Annotated in this window: 22 protein-coding genes and 1 other RNA gene; 13 read left to right on the forward strand and 10 right to left on the reverse strand. The window is 62.3% G+C overall.

The genetic code is table 11. The features are described from left to right. Positions 1-21: 21 nt before the first annotated feature. Complete coding sequence (locus tag CO660_RS21610) at positions 22-561, forward strand: SH3 domain-containing protein (protein ID WP_011423530.1); 540 nt, start codon at positions 22-24, stop codon at positions 559-561. Here CO660_RS21610 and CO660_RS21615 read toward each other — a convergent pair. Further along, positions 554-1546 (reverse strand): adenosine kinase, encoded by a 993-nt coding sequence (locus CO660_RS21615; RefSeq protein ID WP_097600443.1) that lies wholly within the window; start codon positions 1544-1546, stop codon positions 554-556. The two genes, CO660_RS21610 and CO660_RS21615, sit on opposite strands and share 8 nt — an antisense overlap. Before the next feature lie 500 nt (positions 1547-2046). On the opposite strand from CO660_RS21615, the gene CO660_RS21620 reads away from it, so the two are divergent. Continuing rightward, complete coding sequence (locus CO660_RS21620; RefSeq protein WP_097600444.1) at positions 2047-2994, forward strand: AEC family transporter; 948 nt, start codon at positions 2047-2049, stop codon at positions 2992-2994. Between the two features lie 72 nt (positions 2995-3066). On the opposite strand, the gene CO660_RS21625 is transcribed toward CO660_RS21620, so the two are convergent. Further along, the gene (locus CO660_RS21625; RefSeq protein ID WP_085776528.1) at positions 3067-3630 is read right to left on the reverse strand and encodes a cytochrome c family protein; all 564 of its coding nucleotides are present in this window, start codon (positions 3628-3630) and stop codon (positions 3067-3069) included. Positions 3631-3783: 153 nt separating this feature from the next. Here CO660_RS21625 and CO660_RS21630 point away from each other — a divergent pair, with 153 nt between their 5' ends. Further along, entirely contained in the window at positions 3784-4539 is a 756-nt protein-coding gene (locus CO660_RS21630; RefSeq protein ID WP_064800235.1) for a 3-deoxy-manno-octulosonate cytidylyltransferase, read from the forward strand. Positions 4540-4549: 10 nt separating this feature from the next. Next, positions 4550-5404, forward strand: a complete 855-nt coding sequence (locus CO660_RS21635; RefSeq protein ID WP_097600445.1) for a prephenate dehydratase — start codon at positions 4550-4552, stop codon at positions 5402-5404. A 19-nt stretch (positions 5405-5423) separates the two neighbouring features. Here CO660_RS21635 and CO660_RS21640 read toward each other — a convergent pair whose 3' ends face one another. The 5 genes from CO660_RS21640 to CO660_RS21660 all read right to left on the reverse strand — a co-directional run bounded on the left by CO660_RS21640 (position 5424) and on the right by CO660_RS21660 (position 8393). Further along, on the reverse strand, positions 5424-5792 hold the full coding sequence (locus CO660_RS21640) for a VOC family protein (protein ID WP_097600446.1): 369 nt from the start codon (positions 5790-5792) through the stop codon (positions 5424-5426). A 130-nt stretch (positions 5793-5922) separates the two neighbouring features. After that, a complete protein-coding gene (locus CO660_RS21645; protein ID WP_097600495.1) occupies positions 5923-6183 on the reverse strand; it encodes a hypothetical protein in 261 nt (86 codons plus the stop codon). 143 nt (positions 6184-6326) lie between these two features. Then, positions 6327-7022, reverse strand: a complete 696-nt coding sequence (locus CO660_RS21650; protein ID WP_097600447.1) for a YafY family protein — start codon at positions 7020-7022, stop codon at positions 6327-6329. A 4-nt stretch (positions 7023-7026) separates the two neighbouring features. After that, positions 7027-7986 (reverse strand): NAD(+) diphosphatase, encoded by a 960-nt coding sequence (nudC, locus tag CO660_RS21655; protein ID WP_085776522.1) that lies wholly within the window; start codon positions 7984-7986, stop codon positions 7027-7029. Continuing rightward, a complete protein-coding gene (locus tag CO660_RS21660; protein ID WP_097600448.1) occupies positions 7983-8393 on the reverse strand; it encodes an HIT family protein in 411 nt (136 codons plus the stop codon). Before CO660_RS21660 ends, nudC begins: the two co-directional genes overlap by 4 nt. Before the next feature lie 89 nt (positions 8394-8482). On the opposite strand from CO660_RS21660, the gene ffs reads away from it, so the two are divergent. The 3 genes from ffs (at position 8483) to CO660_RS21675 (ending at position 10836) form a co-directional block, all read left to right on the forward strand. Further along, positions 8483-8579, forward strand: an RNA gene (gene ffs / locus CO660_RS21665) — signal recognition particle sRNA small type. A 45-nt stretch (positions 8580-8624) separates the two neighbouring features. Then, on the forward strand, positions 8625-10490 hold the full coding sequence (locus CO660_RS21670; protein WP_097600449.1) for a DNA polymerase III subunit gamma/tau: 1866 nt from the start codon (positions 8625-8627) through the stop codon (positions 10488-10490). Between the two features lie 22 nt (positions 10491-10512). Continuing rightward, positions 10513-10836 carry a YbaB/EbfC family nucleoid-associated protein gene (locus tag CO660_RS21675; RefSeq protein WP_004676719.1) on the forward strand — a complete coding sequence of 108 codons (324 nt, stop codon included), beginning with the start codon at positions 10513-10515 and terminating at the stop codon, positions 10834-10836. Between the two features lie 90 nt (positions 10837-10926). Here the strand turns inward: CO660_RS21675 and CO660_RS21680 are convergent, their stop codons facing one another. Continuing rightward, positions 10927-11538 carry an MOSC domain-containing protein gene (locus CO660_RS21680; RefSeq protein WP_176536339.1) on the reverse strand — a complete coding sequence of 204 codons (612 nt, stop codon included), beginning with the start codon at positions 11536-11538 and terminating at the stop codon, positions 10927-10929. A gap of 57 nt (positions 11539-11595) precedes the next feature. Between CO660_RS21680 and recR the strand changes: the two genes are divergently transcribed. Continuing rightward, the gene (gene recR / locus CO660_RS21685) at positions 11596-12201 is read left to right on the forward strand and encodes a recombination mediator RecR (RefSeq protein WP_085776517.1); all 606 of its coding nucleotides are present in this window, start codon (positions 11596-11598) and stop codon (positions 12199-12201) included. A gap of 227 nt (positions 12202-12428) precedes the next feature. After that, positions 12429-13658 carry a lytic murein transglycosylase gene (locus tag CO660_RS21690; protein WP_176536340.1) on the forward strand — a complete coding sequence of 410 codons (1230 nt, stop codon included), beginning with the start codon at positions 12429-12431 and terminating at the stop codon, positions 13656-13658. 6 nt (positions 13659-13664) lie between these two features. On the opposite strand, the gene CO660_RS21695 is transcribed toward CO660_RS21690, so the two are convergent. Together CO660_RS21695 and CO660_RS21700 are read right to left on the reverse strand one after the other, a co-directional pair. After that, the gene (locus tag CO660_RS21695) at positions 13665-14120 is read right to left on the reverse strand and encodes a GNAT family N-acetyltransferase (RefSeq protein WP_097600452.1); all 456 of its coding nucleotides are present in this window, start codon (positions 14118-14120) and stop codon (positions 13665-13667) included. Between the two features lie 8 nt (positions 14121-14128). Then, positions 14129-15808, reverse strand: a complete 1680-nt coding sequence (locus tag CO660_RS21700) for an MFS transporter (protein ID WP_176536341.1) — start codon at positions 15806-15808, stop codon at positions 14129-14131. A 196-nt stretch (positions 15809-16004) separates the two neighbouring features. Here CO660_RS21700 and rimP point away from each other — a divergent pair, with 196 nt between their 5' ends. The 4 genes from rimP to infB all read left to right on the forward strand — a co-directional run bounded on the left by rimP (position 16005) and on the right by infB (position 21823). Further along, positions 16005-16610: a ribosome maturation factor RimP gene (gene rimP, locus CO660_RS21705; protein ID WP_041678513.1), complete on the forward strand. Its 606-nt coding sequence runs from the start codon at positions 16005-16007 to the stop codon at positions 16608-16610. 60 nt (positions 16611-16670) lie between these two features. Beyond that, positions 16671-18272 carry a transcription termination factor NusA gene (gene nusA, locus CO660_RS21710; RefSeq protein WP_064800221.1) on the forward strand — a complete coding sequence of 534 codons (1602 nt, stop codon included), beginning with the start codon at positions 16671-16673 and terminating at the stop codon, positions 18270-18272. Next, on the forward strand, positions 18269-18961 hold the full coding sequence (locus CO660_RS21715; protein WP_176536342.1) for an RNA-binding protein: 693 nt from the start codon (positions 18269-18271) through the stop codon (positions 18959-18961). The genes nusA and CO660_RS21715 overlap by 4 nt, the downstream gene beginning before the upstream one ends. Positions 18962-19063: 102 nt before the next feature. Beyond that, complete coding sequence (gene infB, locus CO660_RS21720) at positions 19064-21823, forward strand: translation initiation factor IF-2 (RefSeq protein ID WP_097600455.1); 2760 nt, start codon at positions 19064-19066, stop codon at positions 21821-21823. Positions 21824-21910: the final 87 nt, after the last annotated feature.

Raw genomic sequence — 21910 nt, forward strand, 5'->3', positions numbered from 1 at the left:
TTCGAGCAAACGGAAGCCTCCATGCGCAGCAAAGTCCTGAAGTCCTGCCTCGCCCTTGCGATCGCTCTGGCCGCATCCATGGGAACCTTAGAATTTGCTCATGCGCAGGCGGCCAAGGGGCCGAGCGGCCTGCCATTGCCGCGCTTCGTCACATTGAAATCGAAGCGCGTCAACCTGCGCATCGGCCCGGGAACGGACTTCGCCGTATCGTGGATGTATCTGAAATCCGGCCTTCCGGTGGAGATCATCCAGGAATACGACAATTGGCGCCGCATCCGCGATGCCGACGGTACTGAAGGCTGGGTCAACCAGTCGCTGCTATCGGGCCAGCGCGCAGCGATCGCCGCGCCTTGGATGAAGACGAAGGGCAAGGGCGTCTATGTCAATCTGCGCCGTGAGGCGCAGCCCTCCGCCTCGATCGTCGCCAAGCTGGAACCCGGCGTGATGCTGACGATCGGCGAATGCAACGGCGATTGGTGCCACGCAGAAACCGACGGCGCCGCGGGCTGGGTGGCGCAGTCGGAAATCTGGGGCGCCTATCCCGGTGAAGCCTTCAAATAAGCCCCGCCTGTTTGGCGGCCTCGGAAAGCGAGGTCATCGGGCGCGGGCCGATCTGCTGGATGACAATGCCGGCAGCCAGGCAGCCGAGCTTGCCGCAATCCTCGAGGGAGCGTCCCTGCGTGTAGCCATAGAGGAAGCCGGAGGCAAACAGGTCGCCGGCACCCGTCGTATCCACAACCTCCCGGATCCTGATCGCATCGACGTAATAGCGCTCCCGGCCCTTCAGGATGACGGCGCCGTTCTCGCTCATCGTCACGGCGGCGATCTTGCAGTCCGCGGCGATCCTGTTCAGCGCCTCTTCGAAATCGTCGGTCTCGTAAAGCGACAGCGCCTCCTGGCGATTGGCAAAGACGATATCGACCTTGCCGGAGCGCATCAGATCGAGGAACTCGCCGCGGTACCGATCGACGCAGAAACTGTCGGACAGCGTCATCGACATTTCCCGGCCGTTTTCATGGGCGATGCGGGCGCAGTCGAGAATCGCCTCCTTGGCGCGCGGCGGATCCCACAGATAACCTTCGAAATAGGTGACCTTGGCATCGGCAACGACATCGGCCTCGACATCCTCAGGACCGAGTTCGACGCAGGCGCCGAGATAGGTATTCATCGAACGCTCGCCATCCTCGGTGACGAAGATCATCGAACGCGCGGTCGGTGGGAAGGTGCCCTTCGGCTTCGTCTGGTAGTGAACGCCCTGGGCGCGGATGTCGTGGGTGAAGATGTCGCCTAGCTGATCTGCAGCGACATTGCCGAAATAGGCCGCCCTGCCGCCGAGGTTGGCAACGCCCGCCGCCGTGTTGCCGGCGCTGCCGCCGGAGGCTTCGAGAGCCGGTCCCATGCGTGAATACAAGAGTTCGGCGCGTTCGGCGTCGATGAGGTTCATCGCCGCCTTGGTGATCTGGTTGTCAATGAGGAACTGATCGTTGCAACGGGCGATGATATCCACGATTGCGTTGCCGACCGTCAGAACATCGAATCTTGTCATGAAATGGGAGGTCCCGGATTTGTGATAGCCGGGGTTTGGTCTTAGCGAAATTTCCGCGGTTTGGAAGGACAAATGGCGAATGATGCATCTATTTCTTCGCAAAAGTGCCGCTTGTTCGTCATGCCCCTGTCATCTTCGAATCCTACAAATATTCGCAGGAAGACCGGCATGAGCAGCTTTCAGTTGCAGCCGGGCGCCCGAGGGATGATCCCTTCGATCTTACCGGCGCGATGCTGACCACGGATGAACTGGCAGCTTCGTGATCCCTCCGGCAAGGCCGGAGCGGAAAAGCGGGCTTTGCCCATGCTTTGCGGAGAGTTCCGCGGCCGGATCGGGCGGCGCTTGCCTTTTGCTGATCGAGCGCCGTGCGTCCGTTCGGGCGCGCAAAGGACGCTCTCACTCTTTAAATCTGCGCATCGGGCTTACCGAAAATCCATTCCGATTTTCGGGCCGATGCTGTAGAGGTCGGATACTCCCCTCCCCGCAGAGCATCCCGCCTCATGTCAGCCATCATTCTCGACGTCCTTCCCATCTTCATCCTGATCCTCATCGGCTGGGTGATCGTTCGCAGCGGCCTGATGGCGTCGAATGTCGGCGACGCGCTCAGCGAATTCGTCTTCAAGATCGCCGTGCCGCTTCTGCTCTTCCGCACCATCGCCGAAGCGGATTTCCACGGCGCCTCCCCTTTCCGGCTCTGGATCGTCTATTTCTCCGGCGTCGCCATCACCTGGACGGCCGGGCATATCGCCGCCACACGGCTTTTCGGCCGCGACGAACGGATCGGCGTACTTGCCGGGGTGTCCTCAGCCTTCGCCAACAACGTCTTCATCGGGCTGCCGCTCGTTCAGCGGACCATCGGCGACGAAGGGCTCGTGGCGTTGTCGATCCTGCTTGCCGTGCATCTGCCTGTCATGATGGTCGCCGGCACAGTGCTGATGGAGCACGCGGAGCGCAAGATCGCCGGCAAAAGCGACCGCAGCATGGTGTTCGTGCTTCGCCAGATCGCCATCAATCTCATACGCAATCCGTTGGTGATCGGGCTTGCGGCCGGCATGGCCATGCACCTTTCCGGCCTTACCATGACAGCGACGCTGGCGACGGTCGTCAATCAGATCGCCGGCATTGCCGGTCCGGCGGCGCTGATCTCGCTCGGCATGGCGCTGGAGAGATACGGCGTCTCCGGCAATTTCGGCATTGCCAGCGTCACCTCGAGCTTAAAGCTGCTGCTGCTGCCCGGTTGCGTCTGGGCGGCGAGCCATCTCCTCGGCCTCAGCCCTGCATGGACGGCAGCGATCGTACTGACCTCATCGGTGCCGACCGGCGTCAACGCCTGGCTGATCGCCAACCGGTTCGGCGTCGGTCACAGCCTCGCCGCCTCGACGATCACGGTGACAACGGCGCTCGGCGCCATCACGGTCTCGCTCTGGGCTTATTTCCTGGGCGCCTGAGCGGGTCTCGGCATAATAAGAAAAGCCCGGCTTGCGAGCCGGGCTTTTCCATGAATGCGATCATCGTGCCGTTCACTGCGTGGCCGTTTTCGGATCCGGAAGCGGCACCGGCGAATCAGCGAGCGTGTGCAGGTAGAGGATGACGTTGGCGCGATCCTGATCCTTCGCCAGACCGGCGAAGCCCATCGCGGTGCCTGGAACGTCCTTCTTCGGCGCCAGCAGGAACTTGTTGAGGTTCTCGAAAGTCCACTTCTCGCTGCCGCCCTTGGAGAAATCCTTCATCGCAGCGGAATAGGCAAAGCCCTCATGCGAGGCGATCGGGCGATCTACGACACCAAAGAGGTTCGGACCGACCTTGTTCGGTCCGCCTTTGGTGCCGTCATGACAGGCCTGACACTTCTTGAAGATCGCTTCACCGGCCTTGGCATCTGCAGAAGCGAGCAACTGGGCGATCGGAACGGCAGCGGCCGGCGCAGCTTCACCGCCGGCGGCAGGCGCCTCTTCGGCAACGATCGCGAAACCTTCCTTCTCCGGCGCTTCGGAATGGAAGATCCCCTCGGACGCGATGGAGACCGACATCAGAACGAAAATCGTTCCGAGCAGTGCCCCCACGGCCGTATTGACGTATGAATTCATCTGCAATGCTCCCCTTGCAGCCGGCAGACCAGAACCGGACCATCTTGAAATCGCGCGGAACCTATGTCTTTTGACTGTTCGTTGCAACTGTCTAAATGGTCTTATGCGTGAGACTTTTTGACACTTTTCAGCCCGGAATAGAAGGCCCGAACCATGCGTGATTCAAATTTCGACGACGTGCTCGTATTGATCCCGGCACGGATGGCCTCCACCCGGCTTCCGGGCAAGCCGCTCGCGGATATTTGCGGACTGCCGATGATCGTGCAGGTGGCCATGCGCGCAAAAGAAGCCGAAATCGGCCGCGTCGTCGTCGCCGTCGACGATCCGCAAGTGTTCGATACGGTGGCCGCCGCCGGTTTCGAAGTCGTCATGACCAGCAAGGATCATCAATCCGGCTCGGACCGCATCTTCGAGGCGTTGAAGAAGGTTGATCCGGACGGCAAGGCGAAGTTCATCGTCAACGTCCAGGGCGACCTGCCGACGATCGAGCCGGAAACGGTGCGGGCGGCCTTGCGCCCCCTCGAGAACGAAGCGGTCGATATCGGCACGCTCACCATTGAAATCGACAACGAGGAGGACAAGACTGCGCCGCACATCGTCAAGGTCATTGGCTCGCCGATTTCTGACACCCGCCTGCGCGGCCTCTACTTCACGCGCGCAACGGCGCCCTACGGCAAGGGGCCGCTGTACCATCATATCGGCCTCTATGCCTATCGGCGCGCAGCGCTCGAACGATTCGTGTCGCTCGGCCCGTCGACGCTTGAAAAGCGCGAATCGCTGGAGCAGTTGCGGGCACTGGAGGCCGGCATGCGCATAGATGCCGAGATCGTTGACACGGTTCCGCTCGGTGTCGATACTCCGGCCGACCTCGAAAAAGCGCGGCGAATCCTCTCTGCACGGCAGAACTGACGGGACTATCATGAACATCAAGACCAACAGGATCGCCTTCCAGGGCGAATTCGGCGCCAATTCCGACATGGCCTGCCGCGACATGTTTCCGACAATGGAGCCGCTGCCCTGCCAGACTTTCGAGGATGCCTTCACGGCAGTCGACAATGGCGACGCCGATATCGCAATGATCCCGATCGAGAATACCATTGCCGGACGCGTCGCCGACATCCATCATCTGCTGCCGGAATCGCGGCTGCATATCATCGGCGAATATTTCATGCCGATCCGCTTTCAGCTGATGGTTCTGCCCGGGGTCACCAAGGATGAGATCCGCACCGTCCACAGCCATATCCACGCCCTCGGACAGTGCCGCAAGATTGTGCGCGCTCACGGCTGGAAGCCTGTCATCGCCGGCGATACGGCCGGGGCGGCAAAACTCGTGAAGGAAACCGGCGATCGCTCGATGGCGGCGCTTGCTCCGCGCCTTGCCGCTGATCTCTATGGGCTGGAGATCGTCGCCGAGAATGTCGAGGATACGGAAAACAACGTCACCCGTTTCGTGATCCTGTCGCGCGATGAGGAATGGGCGCAACGCACTTCGGCTGAGGAAAAGGTCGTCACCACCTTCGTCTTCAACGTTCGCAACATTCCGGCTGCGCTCTACAAGGCGCTCGGGGGGTTTGCGACGAACAACATCAACATGACGAAGCTTGAAAGCTATCAGCTCGGCGGAAAATTCGTGGCGACGCAATTCTACGCCGATATCGAGGGCCATCCGAACGATCCGAACGTTCGCCGAGCATTGGAGGAGCTGCGTTTCTTCTCCGAAAAGGTGCGCATCCTCGGGGTTTACAAGGGGCATGTAATGCGAGGCCTGCTTTAACAGGCCTCGCGCTCTCTCATTATTTATCCGGCTCGCATACGCGGAGCCGATGCCCGTCCGGGTCGAGCACGACGAAGGTCGGGCCGAAATCGAGTTCAGTCAGTTCCTGGGCAATCGGCAGGCCACGCTGACGCCAGTCATCATATTGCCTGGCGACGGCATTTTCTCCCGCCAGCATGAAGGCCACTTCGCCTCGATTGCCGATGGCCGAGGGCTGCGGCTCGACCTTGCTGCGCCGCCAGAGACCAAGGGTGAAGCCGCCATCGAGCGGGAAGGCGACGAAATTCGGCGCTTCGACGGCCGGATCGCGGTTCAGGAGGTTCCGATAGAAGCTCGCGCTCTCTGCCGGATCCTTGACATAGAGAATTATCAGATTGGGGCTGGTCATTTCGGTTCTCCCGTTGCAGTAAGTTGGGTCGGCGTGATCTCCTGCTGCCAATTTATGGCAGCAGGAAACAAAAGGCGCTGCGAAGGCAACGCCCGTTCTCGGCGAGTGGATGAGTTGGACAATCAGATATTTAGAGCGGGAACCGGTCCTGGAGGCGCGGGTTGCGCCCATCCATGAAACCGAGGTCGCGCTTGCGGGAATCCGGTATGGCTTCGATATCGAGTTTCGAGCGGTTGCCCTCGGAGATCCGGAAAAAGCTCATAGCCAGGCGCAGTAGGCCGGAGCCTGCCGACTGCCGGACGTCGGCAAAGGTTTCGGCCGAAATGATATCGGCAAAGCTGTCGGAGGCAAAGCGATCGCCGGCCTGTTGAATGACTGGAGGCGTTACCATCATCAGTACTCCTTCCCAAGCGCATCGGCACGACGCGCTAAACCTGGATGTCACAGCGTCCTTGCGCGTCCGAAGACGCGCGGCGCTGTAGTGAAGTGAGACTGATAATAGCTCTCCCTGCTGACAGTTTATGGCAGCAGCGTTCAGGTCTCCAGCGGCACGTCCTGCGTCTCGCGCCATTCCTTTAGGAGCGCTGTGCGGCGACGGGGATAACGCATCTCATGGACCGCCATATCAATGATGCGATCGGTGCGGAAATGGCGGAAATCCTGGCGCAGTTCGCACCAGGCCATGATGATGCGCACATGCTCGAAATAGCCGAGCGCGAAGGGCCAGACACGGCGACGGGAGATACGGCCCTGCTCGTCGCCGTAATGCAGTTCGAGCACGCGCTCCAGACGGATCGCCTTGCGGATAGCCGAAACATCGGCCCTGTCCTCGTCCTGGCGCTTGCGGCCGACGAAGAGTGTCGCTGAATTGACCATGTCACGCATGTCGGCCGGCAGCACGGCGACGATCTTCGCCAGCGCATCGGCGCCGGCGCCGGCAAGGCGCGGCTCGGCCGCGCGGGCCACCCAGCGCGAACCGAGCACCAAGGCTTCCAGCTCTTCTTCGGAAAACATCATCGGCGGCAGCATGAAGCCGGGCTTCAGCACATAGCCGATGCCCGCTTCGCCTTCGATCATCGCGCCCTGGGCCTGCAGGCTGGCAATATCGCGATAGAGCGTGCGAAGGCTGACGCCGGTTTCCTGCGCAAGAACAATTCCGGTCACCGGCCGCCGATAACGCCGAAGCGTCTGCAGCAGCGTCAGCAGCCGTTCCGAGCGGGCGACCGGCATGGTGTTACCGCTTCCACTCCGCCCAGTCGCGCATCAGGCGGTGGGCGATCGCCCCTTTCGGCGGAGAGGCCTTGCCCGTCGCACTCGGGCGTTCCAGCATCTCAATTGTTTCCTCGCGGGTGAACCAGCGGCAATCCTCGAGTTCGGTCTCATCGCGCGTAATTTCGGTCGATTTGGCCTCAGCGTAACAGCCGATCATCAGCGAATGCGGCATCGGCCAGGGCTGCGAGGCATGATAGCGGATGCGGCCGGTGCGGATGCCCGATTCCTCCAGCGTTTCGCGGCGCACGGCATTCTCGATGGTCTCGCCGGGTTCAACGAAGCCCGCAAGACAGGAATACATTCCGGGCGCAAAATGCGGGCTGCGGCCAAGCAGGCAGAGGCCGCGCTGCTCATCGATCGTCAGCATGATGACGACGGGGTCGGTTCGGGGGAAGATCATGTGTTCGCAGGCGGTGCAGACGCGCTTGTAGCCGCCGATATGAATCTCCATCGCCGCGCCGCAACGACCGCAAAAGCGGTTGTCGCCATTCCAGCGGATGAGGCTTGCGGCCTGAGCGAATTCGCCGAGCAAGACTTCGTCGATCAGCATCTCGCGAAACAGCGTGCGGCCGTCGGCCGGCTTGTATTGGCTGGCAAGGTCCTCGACGTCGATGCCGACGGGAACGGCAAGGCGCGGCTCGCCTGATTTGCGGTAGCCGAGCAGCACAGTCTCGTCCCAATTCGGCTGCAATTCCTGCAGTTCGTAACGGGCAAACAGCGGATCGAGCACCTGGCCGTCATGTTTCAGCACCAGCTTGTCCTGGGCGAATGCGAAGATATGGGTACCGTCCTTTGCCAGCGCCCTTTCGACGGAATGTTCGTCGCGGTGTTCGGAATCGCGATTGAGGTCGTTGGCGGCAAAGGCAGTGAGATTGCTGGGTTCCGGATGGGGCACATCCGAATCGAAAAGCGAATGGTTCATGATGAAAGGGCTTCCCGCAGCTTTGCTGTGAATTCGTCTCTCCTTGCGTCCTCGTAAGGCTCCGCGCGCTCGAAACCCCAGACGGGACCCGGCCAGTTGGCGTCGCCTTCGAAGCGGGCAACGACATGAACATGAAGCTGGCGGACGATATTGCCAAGAGCCCCTATGTTGATTTTTGTCGCGCTGGTGATGTCCTTCAGGGCCTTGGCGACAAGCTCCGTCTCGAAGGCGAGCAGCACCTGATCGAGCGGCGTCAACTCGAAGATTTCGGTAATTCCAGCCCGCCGCGGGACCAGAATGAGCCACGGCCAGCGGGCATCCTTGGATAATCTGAGATCACAGAGACCGGTGACCATGATGCTGGTGCTGTCGTTTTCCAGCCGGGGGTCGAGCACAAAACCGTCCAAGGGACATTCCTCCTGTCTTTTCCTAGGACTAGCAGTTTTTTTGGATGTTGGCTTGCTTTTGATGACGATATTGCCGATATGTGCATCCGGGAGGTTGGTGGTGGACGAGCCACTCGCCAACCGGGTCAGGTCCGGAAGGAAGCAGCCCTAACGAGCCCGGCACGGGTCATCGTGCCAGCCTCCCACCTTCTCTCCACGAAATGCTCGACAATTCGGGCGACAAGCAGGGCGATGAGCGATACCGAGCGACAATCAAAAGATGCCGCCTCGACGGGCACCGGATACCGGGTGCTGGCTCGCAAATACCGCCCCAAGGATTTCACGGACCTGATGGTCGGCCAGGAGCCGATGGTCCGCACGCTCACCAACGCCTTCGAGACCGGCCGCATTGCCCAAGCCTATATGCTGACCGGCGTGCGCGGCGTCGGCAAGACGACGACGGCGCGCATCCTGGCGCGCGCGCTGAATTATAAGACGGCTGATATCGACAAGCCGACGATCGACCTGCGCGTGCCCGGCGAACATTGCCAGGCGATCATGGAAGGCCGGCATGTCGACGTGATCGAAATGGATGCCGCCTCCCATACCGGCATCGACGATATAAGAGAAATCATCGAGCAGGTGCGCTACCGGCCGGTTTCGGCGCGCTACAAGGTCTATATCATCGACGAAGTGCACATGCTGTCGACCCAGGCCTTCAACGGCCTGCTGAAAACGCTGGAAGAGCCGCCGGAGCATGTGAAGTTTATCTTCGCCACCACCGAGATCCGCAAGGTGCCGATCACCGTGCTGTCGCGCTGCCAGCGCTTCGACCTGCGCCGCATCAGCGCGTCGGATCTCGTCGGGCTGTTTTCGACAATCGCGGCCAAGGAGGGCATCGAGGCGGAACCGGACGCGCTGGCGATGATCGCGCGCGCCGCCGAAGGCTCTGCCCGCGACGGCCTGTCGCTGCTCGACCAGGCGATCGCCCATGGCGCAGGCGCCGTGCAGGCGGAAGCGGTGCGCGGCATGCTCGGCCTTGCCGACCGCGCCCGGATCGTCGATCTCTTTCAGCAAATCGTCAAAGGCGATGTGGCCGGTGCACTCGGCGAGTTCCAGAGCCAGTACGAGGCCGGCGCCAATCCGGTGGTCGTGCTGACCGATCTTGCCGATTTCACCCATCTGGTGACGCGACTGAAATATGTGCCGGATGCGGCAAACGACCCTTCTCTGAGCGAGATCGAGCGCACCAAGGCGGCGGAATTCGCTAGGGGTGTTGCGGTGACGACGCTGTCGCGCATCTGGCAGATGCTGCTGAAGGGCATTCCCGAAGCGGAAGGCTCGTCGCGCACAGCGGGGGCGGCCGAAATGGTGCTGATCCGGCTCGCGCACGCGGCGCATCTGCCGGCGCCCGAGGATGCGGCGCGGCGGCTTGCGGAGTTTTCCGACGATAATGCCGGCCAGCGGCCCTCCTCACCCTCGGGCAGTGGCGGCGGCAACGGAACGCGGGTTCCCTATCAGAGCAGCGTTGCCGCACGGGCGACGGAGCCGACACCACGGCCGCAGCCCTCGGGGCCCACCGCGATGCTGCGCGCCGTGCCTAATCCGGAGCCGCAGAATATCGGTCGTACCGAGGCAAAGCCCGCAGAGGCTCCGAAGCCGCTCGTGCGTGTCAATTCCATCGCCGATATCGTCGAGCTTGCGGCCGAGAAGCGCGACGTCAAATTAAAGGCGCTGGTGCGCAACTTCGTGCGGCCGGTCCGTCTTGAGCCCGGCCGGCTTGATGTGAACCTCACCGAAGGCGCGCCGAATACGCTGCTCAACGAGCTCGCCGTCAAACTCAAGGAATGGACCGGAATCCATTGGATCGTCAGCACCAGCCGCGAAGAAGGCGGGCCGACGATGGTGGAGGCAGAGGCCAAGGCGCAGGAACAGCGCGTCAGCGATGCGCGTCAGGATCCCGATGTCGCGGCAATCCTGGCGCATTTCCCCGGCGCCAAGATCATCGACGTGCGCGTGCGGGCGCCCGAACCGGAGGAGGAAGGCGAGTTGAAGCCGCCGGCCGCCGCCGAATCCGAGGAAGGTGACATCCTACCCGGCGACGACATAGAATTTTGACGTTTCAACAAGGAGCGAGACGATGCGCGACATCATGGGCATGATGGGCAAAGTCAAGGAAATGCAGGCGAAGATGGAGCAGATGCAGGCGGAGATCGCCGAGCTCACCGCCGAAGGCAAGGCGGGCGGCGGCCTCGTCACCGTCGTCATCTCGGGCAAGGGCGAGCTGAAAAGCCTGAAAATCGACCCATCGCTGTTCAAGGAAGACGATGTCGAGATCCTCGAGGACCTGATCGTTGCCGCTCACAAGGACGCCAAGGACAAGGCCGAGGCGCTCGCCGCCGAAAAGACCAAGGCGCTGACCGCCGGTCTGCCGATCCCGCCCGGCTTCAAGCTGCCGTTTTGATAGCAGGCAATTGGCCTTCTTTTTGACTGCAGTTCCGATAGCCGATGCGGCTATCGGGCCGGCGATCCCCACAGAACGCCGTTCTTAACGCTACGCTTCTAGCGTCGCCCGTAGCTTATAGTGAATGGGAGCGGCGAGATATCGCGACCGGTCCGCCTCCGAAAGCCGTTGGCCGAATGTTTTCATAAGCTCCGGCATCGTCACCCTCTCTCCGGAAAAGGGATGATACTCGACCGTCACTCCGGCCTCGACCACGCCGACTCTGACGACGCGGCAGTAAATGCCGGGGCGGGCGGCCACCGTATAGCGCTTGACGAATTTCGGATCGGCCATCCTGGCCGCAAAGGTGGCGCAGGGAATGCGGCAGGCGGTGGCCTCAAGAATAAGATCGCCTGCTATGAACCGGTCGCCGACGGCGACGTCGCGGTTGTCGAGGCCTGAGATCACCATGTTTTCGCCAAAGGTGCCGGGTTCATGCGGCCGGCCAAGCTCCCTGCTCCACCAGTCGAGCGTCAGCGATCCCTCGACATAAACCGCCTGATCGACACCGCCATGATGCTTGCGGTTGCAGATGGCATCGCCGACCAGCCCTTCGGCATCGATCATCACGGCGCCGTTGACGGCATGTTTGAAAATACCGGTCTTGTAGCTCTTGCCGGCCAGCTTTTCCGCATTACCGATGCACAGCGCCAGGATTTTCATGGGACGGCCGATCCTTCCGCGATTCCGTTTTCGTTCCATATCAGTTAAGAACGGCGCATGGCAAAACGAGTCACCGGACCCGAAATCGAAAAACTCATCCAGCTTCTGGCGAAGGTGCCGGGCCTCGGGCCGCGCTCGGCGCGCCGGGCAGCACTGCATCTGATCAAGAAGAAGGATCAGCTGCTCGGCCCGCTGTCGAACGCGATGGGCGAAGCCTATGACAAGGTGAAGATCTGCTCGCGCTGCGGCAACGTCGATACAACAGACCCTTGCACCGTCTGCACCGATACGCAGCGCGATCAATCCGTCATCATCGTCGTCGAGGACGTGTCGGACCTCTGGGCGCTGGAGCGGGCCGGCGCGATGAACGCCGCCTATCACGTGCTTGGCGGCACGCTGTCGCCGCTCGACGGGATCGGGCCCGACGATCTCAATATCCGCGGACTGATCGACCGGATCGGCGAAGGCGGCATCCGCGAGCTGATCATCGCGGTCAATGCGACCGTCGAGGGGCAGACGACGGCGCATTACATTACCGACCAGTTGCAGGGGCTCGACGTGAAGATTACGCGATTGGCGCATGGCGTGCCTGTGGGCGGCGAGCTCGACTATCTCGATGAGGGCACGCTGGCGGCGGCGCTGCGGGCGCGGACGGTGATATGAGGGGTTTATATATGCCGCACCATACCCCCCTCTGCCCTGCCGGGCATCTCCCCCACAAGGGGGGAGATCGGCAAGAGGCGCAGGCCTCCCGAAATCTCGGTCATGTGCCCAGCGGCTTCGGCCATTTGTGGCCGTCGATTAGGGCGAGAAGACGCTCCTATCCGATCTCCCCCCCTGTGGGGGAGATGTCCGGCAGGACAGAGGGGGGTGTTCTACGACGGCTGCGGATGTTCGCATTCACGATAATGACGACCCTCCTCCCCCTCACCTCCCACGCCGCCCCCTCCAAAGCCGATGTCGAGGCACAATTCCAAAAATGGGTGCAGAGCGACCTCTGGCCCGAGGCGAAGGCGGGCGGTGTTTCCGAGAAGACCTTCAGGGCCGCCTTCTCGGGCATCTCGCTGAATTGGAATCTGCCGGATCTCGCCCCGCCCGGTTTCCCGCCGCCGAAGGAGCAGAAGCAGACGCAGGCGGAATTTTCCTCGCCCGGTCCCTATTTCAACGAGGACCGGCTGAAGAAGCTCGCAGCGACAGGGCGCGGCTTTGCGGCGCAGTATGGCTCGACGTTGAAGCGGATCGAAAAGACCTATGGCGTGCCGGGCTCGATCGTGCTTGCCATCTGGGGCCGCGAGACGGGGTTCGGGGCCGCGAAGATCCCGGAATCGGCGATCGAAGTGCTGGCGACCAAGGCCTTCATGTCGACGCGCAAGGAGATGTTCCGAACCGAGCTGGTGGCGGCACTGCATATTCTCGACGGCGGCGACGTCACGCCTGCCGACTTCAAGGGCTCGTGGGCCGGGGCGCTCGGACAGCCGCAATTCATGCCGACGAGTTATCTGAAATATGCCGTGGATTTCGACGGCGACGGCCACCGCAACATCTGGACCTCGGTGCCGGATACGCTCGCCTCGATCGCCAACTATCTGGTCAAGAAGGGCTGGCAGCGCGATCGCGACTGGGGCTTCGAGGTGTCGATACCCGAAGCGGTCTCCTGCGCGCAGGAGGGGCCTGATCTGGCAAAACCGCTTTCGCACTGGGCCTCGGTCGGCATTGAGCGCATCTCCGGCAAGGCCTTTCCCTCAGGTGAGATGAAGGCTCAAGGGATGATGCTGGTGCCGGCCGGCCGCGACGGCCCGGAATTCATCGTCACGCCGAATTTCTATATCATCAAGGAGTATAACAACTCCGACCTCTACGCGCTTTATATCGGCAATCTCGCCGACCGGATCGCCTCGAACGGCGGCGCCTTCGAGGGCCAATGGGGCGATGTCGGCAAGATGCTGCGTTCGGATGTGGCCGCCATGCAGAAGGCGCTGGAGCGGCAGGGTTATGACGTCGGCGGCACCGACGGACTGCCGGGCTACAAGACGCGGCGCTCGATCGGCCAGTGGCAAGCAAAGAACGGCATGAAGCCGACATGCTTTCCCGAAGCCGGCATGAAGGGCAAGCTGAAGTAGCCGGATTCACAGGTTGCGTTTCAGTCCTTCGTGGCTGACGACGAAACCGAGCTTCTCGTAGAAGCGGATCGACTCTTTCCGTGTCTTGTCCGATGTCAGCTGCACGAGGCCGCAGCCGCGCTCGACGCATTGGGCGACCGCCCATTCGATGAATTGCGCGCCGAGCCCCGCTCCGCGACACTCTCTTGCGATACGCACGCTTTCGATCTGCCCGCGCCACATACCCGTCCGGGAGAGGCCGGGAAGAAAGCTCAGCTGCAGGCGGCCGACGACCTGGTCGGAGGCGTCGGTTACGACAGCCAGCAACTGGTTGGCGTCCGCCTCGATCGCCGCGAAGGCCGAAAGATAACGCGCATCGACGGGATCGGAGACGATTTCCCTGGCGGCGCCGAGATCGTCATCGGCGAGAAGCCTTACGATGGCTGCGAGATCGGATAGACGGGCGAGCCTGAAACTGTACATGGTTGCTCTCAATGATGCAGATCGATCGGCGCCTTGTGGAAGACATCATCGCCTGGCGGGATGGCCTGGCGCTCGATCATGCGGTGGACATGGGGCGGACCGTCGCCGCGATGGAGCGCGCGCAGCCTGTCGATGTTTTCAGCATCGGCCTGCGTGCGCCGCTGGTTGTGTCTTATGTACTCGACCCAGGTCGGCGTATGGTAGCTTTCCGTCCAGAGGCCAGGATTTTCGAGATCGCGCATCAGCGCCCAATGCCGGGCGCCGTCGCGGATGCGGATGCGGCGGCGCTCGCCCATCAGCGTCATGAATTCCGCCAGATCGTCGTCGGCGATCTCGTAATCGACCTGAATGACGATCGGGCCGCTGCGCGGGGTGATGTCGAGGCTTAAGGCCGGCGCGGTGAAGCGGTTCAGCGGATCGAGATTGAGCGAGGCGAAGGCCGGCATCGAAAACCGCAGCCCGATCGCAATGCCGAGCAGCAGTACGACCGACGCCATCAGCAGCGCATCGGCGACCCCATAGCGGTCCGCCGCAACACCCCAGAGCCAACTGCCACCGGCAATGCCGCCGAAGGTGACGGTCTGATAGAGCGACAGCGCGCGCCCGACCACCCAGCGCGGCGTCGACAGTTGGACGATGGTGTTGAAGAGCGAAAGTGCGGAGACCCAACAGGCGCCCGAAATGAGCAGCCCGGCTGATGTGAGGACGGCGCTCGGACTGATGGCGGCGATGACGGCGCTCAGCGCAAAGCCGGCAAAGGCGAGGCGGATGATCGTCTCGCTGGACAGCGCCTGGCGAATTCTTGCACTCAGCACCGCACCGCCGATCGCGCCGATACCGAAGGCGCCGAGCATGAAGCCATAGGTCAGCGGACCACCGGCGACGAGATCGAGCGCGACGATCGGCAGCAGCGCCAGGATGGAGCTGGCGCCGACACCGAATATAAGGCCCCTGACCAGAACCTTTTCGAGATTGGGCGACATCGAGACGTAGCGCAAGCCGGCAAAGATCGCGCTGCCGAGCGCCTCACGCGGCAGAGTCGAGACCGGTGTGCTCGGCCGCCAGCGCAGCAAAGCGTAGATCAATGGGAGGTAACTCAGGGTGTTGACCGCGAACGCCGCGGCAGCACCCGCCGCCGCCACGATGGCGCCGCCGATCGCCGGGCCGACGCTGCGGGTGATATTAAAGCCCATGCTGTTCAGCGTGACGGCGCCCGGCAGATCGGCGCGCGGCACCATGTCGCCGACGGAGGCCTGCCATGAAGGGTTGTTGAGCGCAGTGCCGCAGCCGATCAGGAAGGTGAAGAAGAGCAGCAGCCAGGGCGTTATCCAGCCGAGAAGGGCTGATGCAGTCAGCAGCGCCGACACCACAAGCATCATGCACTGCGCCGTCAGCATGACCCGGCGTCGGTCGTAATTATCGGCGAGCGCGCCCGATACCAGGGAAAACAGCATGATCGGCAGCGCCGTCGAGGTCTGAACCAACGCGACCATATCCTCCGAAGCGGTGATGGTCGTCATCATCCAGGCAGCACCCACCGCCTGGATCAGGCCGCCGAAATTCGAGGAAAGGCTGGCAAACCAGATGGCCCGATAGGTATCGTGCCGCAAGGGCGCCAATGTCGCTGAGGTGTAGGCCACGATTTCTCCCGCTTTTGTTTTTGAGACCCACCGGCAATATATGCGCAAGACCTTCGCTGGCCATAGGCTCGTTCGCCTTGCCGGAAGCGATTTGGCGGAATCGGTCGCAGAACTTGCAATTTCGGAAAAACCCGACTATATGGCTCTCAAATTCTTGATCGCTTGATGAAGAGTGGGCCGCAAGGACCCGCTCTTTTTTATTAGCTCGATCGCCCGAACAGCTTGAAATTGCGAGGAGCGCCGCTTGTCGGACATGACCAACGCAGACAACGAACTTGAGCCGCGGCTGATTACCGAAACCGGGCTCGACCAGCGTCTTGCCGATATCATCGAACCCGTTCTCGTCGGCATGGGTTTCCGGCTCATCCGCGTGCGCATGCTGAACCAGAACGGCGCGACGATGCAGGTGATGGCCGAGCGCAATGACGGCACGATGACAGTTCAGGACTGCGAAGAAGTCTCGATGGCGATTTCTCCCGTCCTCGATGTGGAAGATCCGATCGATAAAGAGTATCATCTTGAGGTGTCTTCGCCCGGCATCGACCGTCCGATGGTGCGGAAATCCGATTTCGTCCGCTGGCAAGGCCACCTTGTAAAGTGCGAAACGTCGATCATGATCGGCAACCGCAAACGCTTCCGCGGCAAGATCGTCGAAGCAGACGCCGATGGATTCACGCTCGAGCGTGACCAGGTCGCCTACGGGGAAGAGCAGAAGGTCATCATTCCCTTCACGGCGCTTAGCGATGCGAAGCTCATTCTGACCGACGATCTGATCCGCGATGCGTTGCGCGCCGACAAGCTGGCGAAAGCGCAGGCCGCCAACCAGAACGAAGCAGACGACCAGGAATAACCGATCAACAGACCGCTCCCAGGGACGGGAACCCTGGAGTAAAGACGGAGAAACAAGACAATGGCAGTCAGTGCGAACCGGCTCGAACTTCTGCAGATCGCAGATGCAGTGGCGCGCGAAAAAGTCATCGACCGGGAGATCGTGCTTGCCGCAATGGCCGATGCCATCCAGAAGGCGGCGCGCTCCCGTTACGGCACCGAATCCAACATCCGGGCCGACATCAATCCGAAGACCGGTGAAATCCGTCTGCAGCGCCTGCTCGAAGTGGTCGACAAGGCCGAGGATTATTCGACGCAGATCCCGCTGGAGCTTGCCCGCGACCGCAATCCGGACGCAGCCCTCGGCGATTTCATCGCCGATCCGCTGCCGCCGATGGATTTCGGCCGCATCGCCGCACAATCCGCCAAGCAGGTGATCGTGCAGAAGGTGCGTGAAGCCGAGCGCGACCGCCAGTTCGACGAATTCAAGGATCGCGTCGGCGAAATCGTCAACGGCACCGTCAAGCGCGTCGAATACGGCAACGTCATCGTCGATCTCGGCCGTGGCGAAGGCATCATCCGCCGCGACGAAATGATCCCGCGGGAGAACGTGCGCTATGGCGATCGCGTGCGTGCATACGTATATGATGTTCGTCGGGAGCAGCGTGGTCCGCAGATTTTCCTGTCGCGCACGCATCCGCAGTTCATGGTGAAGCTCTTCACCATGGAAGTGCCTGAGATCTATGACGGCATCATCCAGGTGAAGTCGGTCGCCCGTGATCCGGGCTCGCGCGCCAAGATCGCAGTGATTTCGAACGACAGTTCGATCGATCCGGTCGGCGCCTGCGTCGGTATGCGCGGCTCGCGCGTCCAGGCCGTCGTCGGCGAACTCCAGGGTGAGAAAATCGACATCATCCCCTGGAGCCAGGACCCGGCGACCTTCGTCGTCAACGCCCTGCAGCCCGCGGAAGTGGCCAAGGTCGTTCTCGACGAGGACGCCGAGCGCATCGAAGTCGTCGTTCCCGACGAGCAGCTGTCGCTCGCGATCGGCCGCCGCGGCCAGAACGTCCGCCTTGCTTCGCAGCTGACTGGCTGGGATATCGACATCATGACGGAGGCCGAGGAATCGGAACGCCGTCAGAAGGAATTCAACGAGCGCACCAACCTGTTCATGGATTCGCTCGACGTTGACGAAATGGTCGGCCAGGTTCTGGCGTCCGAAGGCTTCGCCGCCGTCGAAGAACTGGCCTATGTCGATCTCGACGAGATTTCCTCGATCGACGGTTTCGACGAAGAGACCGCGCAGGAAATTCAGCAGCGCGCCCGCGAATTCCTCGAGCGTCTCGAAGCCGAGATGGACGAGAAGCGCAAGGCGCTCGGCGTTGAGGACGAGCTGCGCCAGATCGACGGCATGACCGCCCAGATGATGGTGGCGCTCGGCGAGGACGGCATCAAGACGATCGAGGATTTCGCCGGTTGTGCGGCCGATGATCTCGTCGGCTGGAGCGAACGCAAGAACGGCGAAACGAAGAAGTTCGAAGGCCTGTTCTCGAAGTTCGACGTCTCGCGTGTCGAGGCCGAGCAAATGATCGTCCAGGCCCGCCTCGCGGCTGGCTGGATCACCGAAGAGGACCTGGCGAAGGGGACCGAAGAAGAGGTCACCGAAGCCGAACAGGAAGCATGATGACCGCGCATGAGCCGAACGTTCTTCCCGAGGACGACGATCTTGCAGGGTATGACGTGAACGGACGCATGTGCATCGTGACGCGCGAAAGCGGATCGCCGGAAGAGCTGATCCGCTTCGTCGCGGCTCCCGACGGAACCGTCGTCGCCGACCTGAAGCGCGAGCTTCCGGGACGCGGCTGCTGGGTGAAGGCCGACCGGTCGCTGGTCGACAGGGCGGTGGCGAAAAAGCTGTTCGCCCGGGCGCTGAAAGCGGAAGTGAAAGCGGCGGACGATCTCGGCGCAAGCGTCGACCGGCTGCTGGCTGCGCAATTGATGCAGATGATGAACATGGCGCGCAAGGCCGGCCAGTTCGTCAGCGGCGCCTCGAAAGTGGATGCCGCGGTCAGAAGTGGAGCAGCCCTTGCGGTGTTCCACGCAACTGACGCAGCGGATGATGGAGTGCGAAAAATCGACCAGGCCCGCAAGGCCTGGCACCTCGGAATGGAGACCGAGGAGGAGATACCTTCCTACCGTTTCTTCTCGGAGAGCGAAATGGAAGGCCTGATGGGCCAGAATGCTTTTATCCATGCCGCAGTGCTTGCAGGGCAGGCGGGTGAGGGTGTAGTGAAGCGCGCAAAGATGCTCGAACAGTACCGTATTGGCGGTCAGTCCCGGGCAGCGGGCGGCGCTGGCCGGCAAAAACAATGAGGCGGTCACCGGCATCGGCCGGTTTCATTCTCATTGATCGACAGTATTTGAACGACAGGGTCTGATCTAGTCATCGCTCCCTGTCCGAAGGAACGGGAACGAATGACCGATAGTAACGACGACAAGACACTCAGCGTAACGGGCAAGAAGACGCTCACCCTGAAACCATCGGGGATGAGCCAAGGTACCGTTCGCCAGGATATGGGTCGGGGTCGCACCAAGGCGGTCGTGGTCGAGACCCGCAAGCGGCGCCCGATGCGCCCGGAAGACGAAAAGCCGATCACGCCTGCGGCCCCCGCAGCCCCGGTTCGCGCAGCCGAACCGGCGCCGGCACCTGCTCAGGCGCGTCCGCAGCAGTCGACGCCGGCACCCCGGATTCATCAGCCCGGTGGCGGCCAAGCCAACCAGCGTCCGCAGCAGTCCTATCAGCAGCCGCGTCCGAACGATCGCCCGCGCCCTGTCGTGCTGAACCATCTGTCGCCTGAGGAAATGGATGCGCGCCGCCGTGCGCTCGCCGAATCCCAGGCGCGTGACGCCCAGGATGCGATCCGCCGCGCCGAGGAAGAAAAACGCCGCGCCGCCGAAGAGGCTGTCCGCAAGGCAGCCGAAGCGGAGGATGCCGCACGCAGGGCGGCCGAAGAGGCAGCCCGGCAGGCCGAAGCGGCCGCTGCTGCTGCCGCCGAACCGGCAGCCGCTGCAGCCGCGCCGGCTCCGGCAGTGACCGAAGCCCGTCCGAGCACGCCGCGGCCGGCATCATCGGCTCCGGCTGCCCGCCGGCCTGATGGCGCAGCGCCCGCTGGCGCCCGTCCGACCCCCGGCGCCGCCACACCGGTCGGCGCCCGTGGCCGCCGCGATGATGATGGCGACGACGATCGGGGCGCCGCGCGCGGCGGTCCGGCCCGTGGCCGCATCGTCCGTCCGGAACCCGCAAAGCCGGTAACCACGCGTCCGAAGACGGATGACGAGCGCCGCCGCGGCAAGCTGACGATCACCACTGCCGATGTGGACGGCGAGGACGCCGGCCGCAGCCGTTCGCTTTCGGCGATGCGCCGCCGGCAGGAGAAGTTCCGCCGCAGCCAGATGCAGGAGACTCGCGAGAAGATTTCCCGCGAAGTCGTCCTGCCTGAGACCATCACCATTCAGGAACTGTCGCAGCGCATGTCCGAACGCGCCGTCGACGTCATCAAGTACCTGATGAAAGAAGGCCAGATGATGAAGCCGGGCGACGTCATCGACGCCGACCTTGCCGAACTCATCGCCGGCGAATTCGGCCATACCGTCAAGCGTGTCTCTGAATCCGACGTCGAACTCGGCATCTTTGACATCGCCGACGTCGAAGGCGACCGCGTTTCGCGTCCGCCGGTCGTCACCATCATGGGCCACGTCGACCACGGCAAGACCTCGCTGCTCGACGCCATCCGCCATGCCAACGTGGTTGCCGGCGAAGCCGGCGGCATCACGCAGCATATCGGCGCCTATCAGGTGGAGCAGAACGGCCAGAAGATCACCTTCATCGACACCCCCGGCCACGCCGCCTTCACAGCGATGCGTGCCCGCGGAGCGCAGGCGACCGACATCGCGATCCTCGTCGTGGCAGCTGACGACAGCGTCATGCCGCAGACGATCGAATCGATCAATCACGCCAAGGCAGCCGGTGTTCCGATCATCGTGGCGATCAACAAGATCGACAAGCACGAAGCCGATCCGCAGAAGGTGCGCAACCAGCTTCTGCAGCACGAAGTCTTCGTGGAATCGATGGGCGGCGAAACACTTGACGTCGAAGTGTCGGCCAAAACAGGCAAGAACCTCGACAAGCTGCTCGAGGCCGTTCTGCTGCAGGCGGAAATCCTTGACCTCAAGGCCAATCCGAACCGCACCGCGGAAGGCACCGTCATCGAAGCCCAGCTGGACCGCGGCCGCGGCTCGGTTGCCACGGTTCTCGTTCAGAACGGTACGCTGAAGCCGGGCCAGATCATCGTCGCAGGCGACGTCTGGGGCCGTGTGCGCGCCCTCGTCAACGACAAGGGCGAGCATATGAAGGAAGCGCCGCCGGCGATGCCCGTCGAAGTGCTTGGCCTTTCCGGCACGCCGCAGGCGGGTGACAAGTTCGCCGTGGTCGAGAGCGAAAGCCGCGCCCGCGAAATCTCGGAATACCGCCAGCGTCTTGCCCGTGACAAGGCGGCCGCCCGCCAGTCGGGACAGCGCGGTTCGCTGGAACAGATGATGACGCAGATGCAGAGCACCGGCATCAAGGAGTTCCCGCTCGTCATCAAGGGCGACGTGCAGGGTTCGATCGAAGCGATTGCCGGCGCGCTGGAAAAGCTTGGCACCGACGAGGTCCGTGCCCGCATCGTCCATTCGGGCGCAGGCGGCATCACGGAGTCGGATATTTCGCTCGCAGAAGCCTCGAACGCGGCCATCATCGGCTTCAACGTTCGCGCCAATGCGCAGGCGCGCCAGTTCGCCGAACGCCAGGGCATCGAGATCCGCTACTACAACATCATCTACGACCTCGTGGATGACGTGAAGGCAGCGATGTCGGGCCTGCTGTCGCCGGAGCGGCGCGAGACCTTCATCGGCAATGCCGAGATCCTGGAGGTGTTCAACATCACCAAGGTCGGCAAGGTCGCAGGCTGCCGTGTCGTAGAAGGCAAGGTCGAGCGCGGGGCGGGCGTCCGCCTTATCCGCAACGACGTCGTCGTTCACGAAGGCAAGCTCAAGACCCTCAAGCGCTTCAAGGACGAAGTCTCCGAAGTGCCGATGGGCCAGGAGTGCGGCATGGCCTTCGAAAACTACGAAGACATGCGCGTCGGCGACGTCATCGAGTGCTTCCGCGTCGAACATATCACGCGCACGCTCTAATCCTCTGCGTTCCAGCAGCTTGACAAAAGCCATCCGCTCTCCGGCGGGTGGCTTTTCTACCTGCCGGCTTGACCTTTTCAGCCAAAA

Origin of the sequence: Rhizobium sp. L9 (genome assembly GCF_002531885.1) — a bacterium.
Classification (GTDB): Bacteria; Pseudomonadota; Alphaproteobacteria; order Rhizobiales; family Rhizobiaceae; genus Rhizobium.

Excerpts from the sequence above, each read along its gene's own strand:
- CO660_RS21610 (WP_011423530.1), top strand. The coding sequence starts at position 22 with ATGCGCAGCAAAGTCCTGAAGTCCTGCCTCGCCCTTGCGATCGCTCTG.
- CO660_RS21615 (WP_097600443.1), bottom strand. The coding sequence starts at position 1,546 with ATGACAAGATTCGATGTTCTGACGGTCGGCAACGCAATCGTGGATATC.
- CO660_RS21620 (WP_097600444.1), top strand. The coding sequence starts at position 2,047 with ATGTCAGCCATCATTCTCGACGTCCTTCCCATCTTCATCCTGATCCTC.
- CO660_RS21625 (WP_085776528.1), bottom strand. The coding sequence starts at position 3,630 with ATGAATTCATACGTCAATACGGCCGTGGGGGCACTGCTCGGAACGATT.
- CO660_RS21630 (WP_064800235.1), top strand. The coding sequence starts at position 3,784 with ATGCGTGATTCAAATTTCGACGACGTGCTCGTATTGATCCCGGCACGG.
- CO660_RS21635 (WP_097600445.1), top strand. The coding sequence starts at position 4,550 with ATGAACATCAAGACCAACAGGATCGCCTTCCAGGGCGAATTCGGCGCC.
- CO660_RS21640 (WP_097600446.1), bottom strand. The coding sequence starts at position 5,792 with ATGACCAGCCCCAATCTGATAATTCTCTATGTCAAGGATCCGGCAGAG.
- CO660_RS21645 (WP_097600495.1), bottom strand. The coding sequence starts at position 6,183 with ATGGTAACGCCTCCAGTCATTCAACAGGCCGGCGATCGCTTTGCCTCC.
- CO660_RS21650 (WP_097600447.1), bottom strand. The coding sequence starts at position 7,022 with ATGCCGGTCGCCCGCTCGGAACGGCTGCTGACGCTGCTGCAGACGCTT.
- nudC (WP_085776522.1), bottom strand. The coding sequence starts at position 7,986 with ATGAACCATTCGCTTTTCGATTCGGATGTGCCCCATCCGGAACCCAGC.
- CO660_RS21670 (WP_097600449.1), top strand. The coding sequence starts at position 8,625 with ATGAGCGATACCGAGCGACAATCAAAAGATGCCGCCTCGACGGGCACC.
- CO660_RS21675 (WP_004676719.1), top strand. The coding sequence starts at position 10,513 with ATGCGCGACATCATGGGCATGATGGGCAAAGTCAAGGAAATGCAGGCG.
- CO660_RS21680 (WP_176536339.1), bottom strand. The coding sequence starts at position 11,538 with ATGAAAATCCTGGCGCTGTGCATCGGTAATGCGGAAAAGCTGGCCGGC.
- recR (WP_085776517.1), top strand. The coding sequence starts at position 11,596 with ATGGCAAAACGAGTCACCGGACCCGAAATCGAAAAACTCATCCAGCTT.
- CO660_RS21690 (WP_176536340.1), top strand. The coding sequence starts at position 12,429 with ATGTTCGCATTCACGATAATGACGACCCTCCTCCCCCTCACCTCCCAC.
- CO660_RS21695 (WP_097600452.1), bottom strand. The coding sequence starts at position 14,120 with ATGTACAGTTTCAGGCTCGCCCGTCTATCCGATCTCGCAGCCATCGTA.
- nusA (WP_064800221.1), top strand. The coding sequence starts at position 16,671 with ATGGCAGTCAGTGCGAACCGGCTCGAACTTCTGCAGATCGCAGATGCA.
- CO660_RS21715 (WP_176536342.1), top strand. The coding sequence starts at position 18,269 with ATGATGACCGCGCATGAGCCGAACGTTCTTCCCGAGGACGACGATCTT.
- infB (WP_097600455.1), top strand. The coding sequence starts at position 19,064 with ATGACCGATAGTAACGACGACAAGACACTCAGCGTAACGGGCAAGAAG.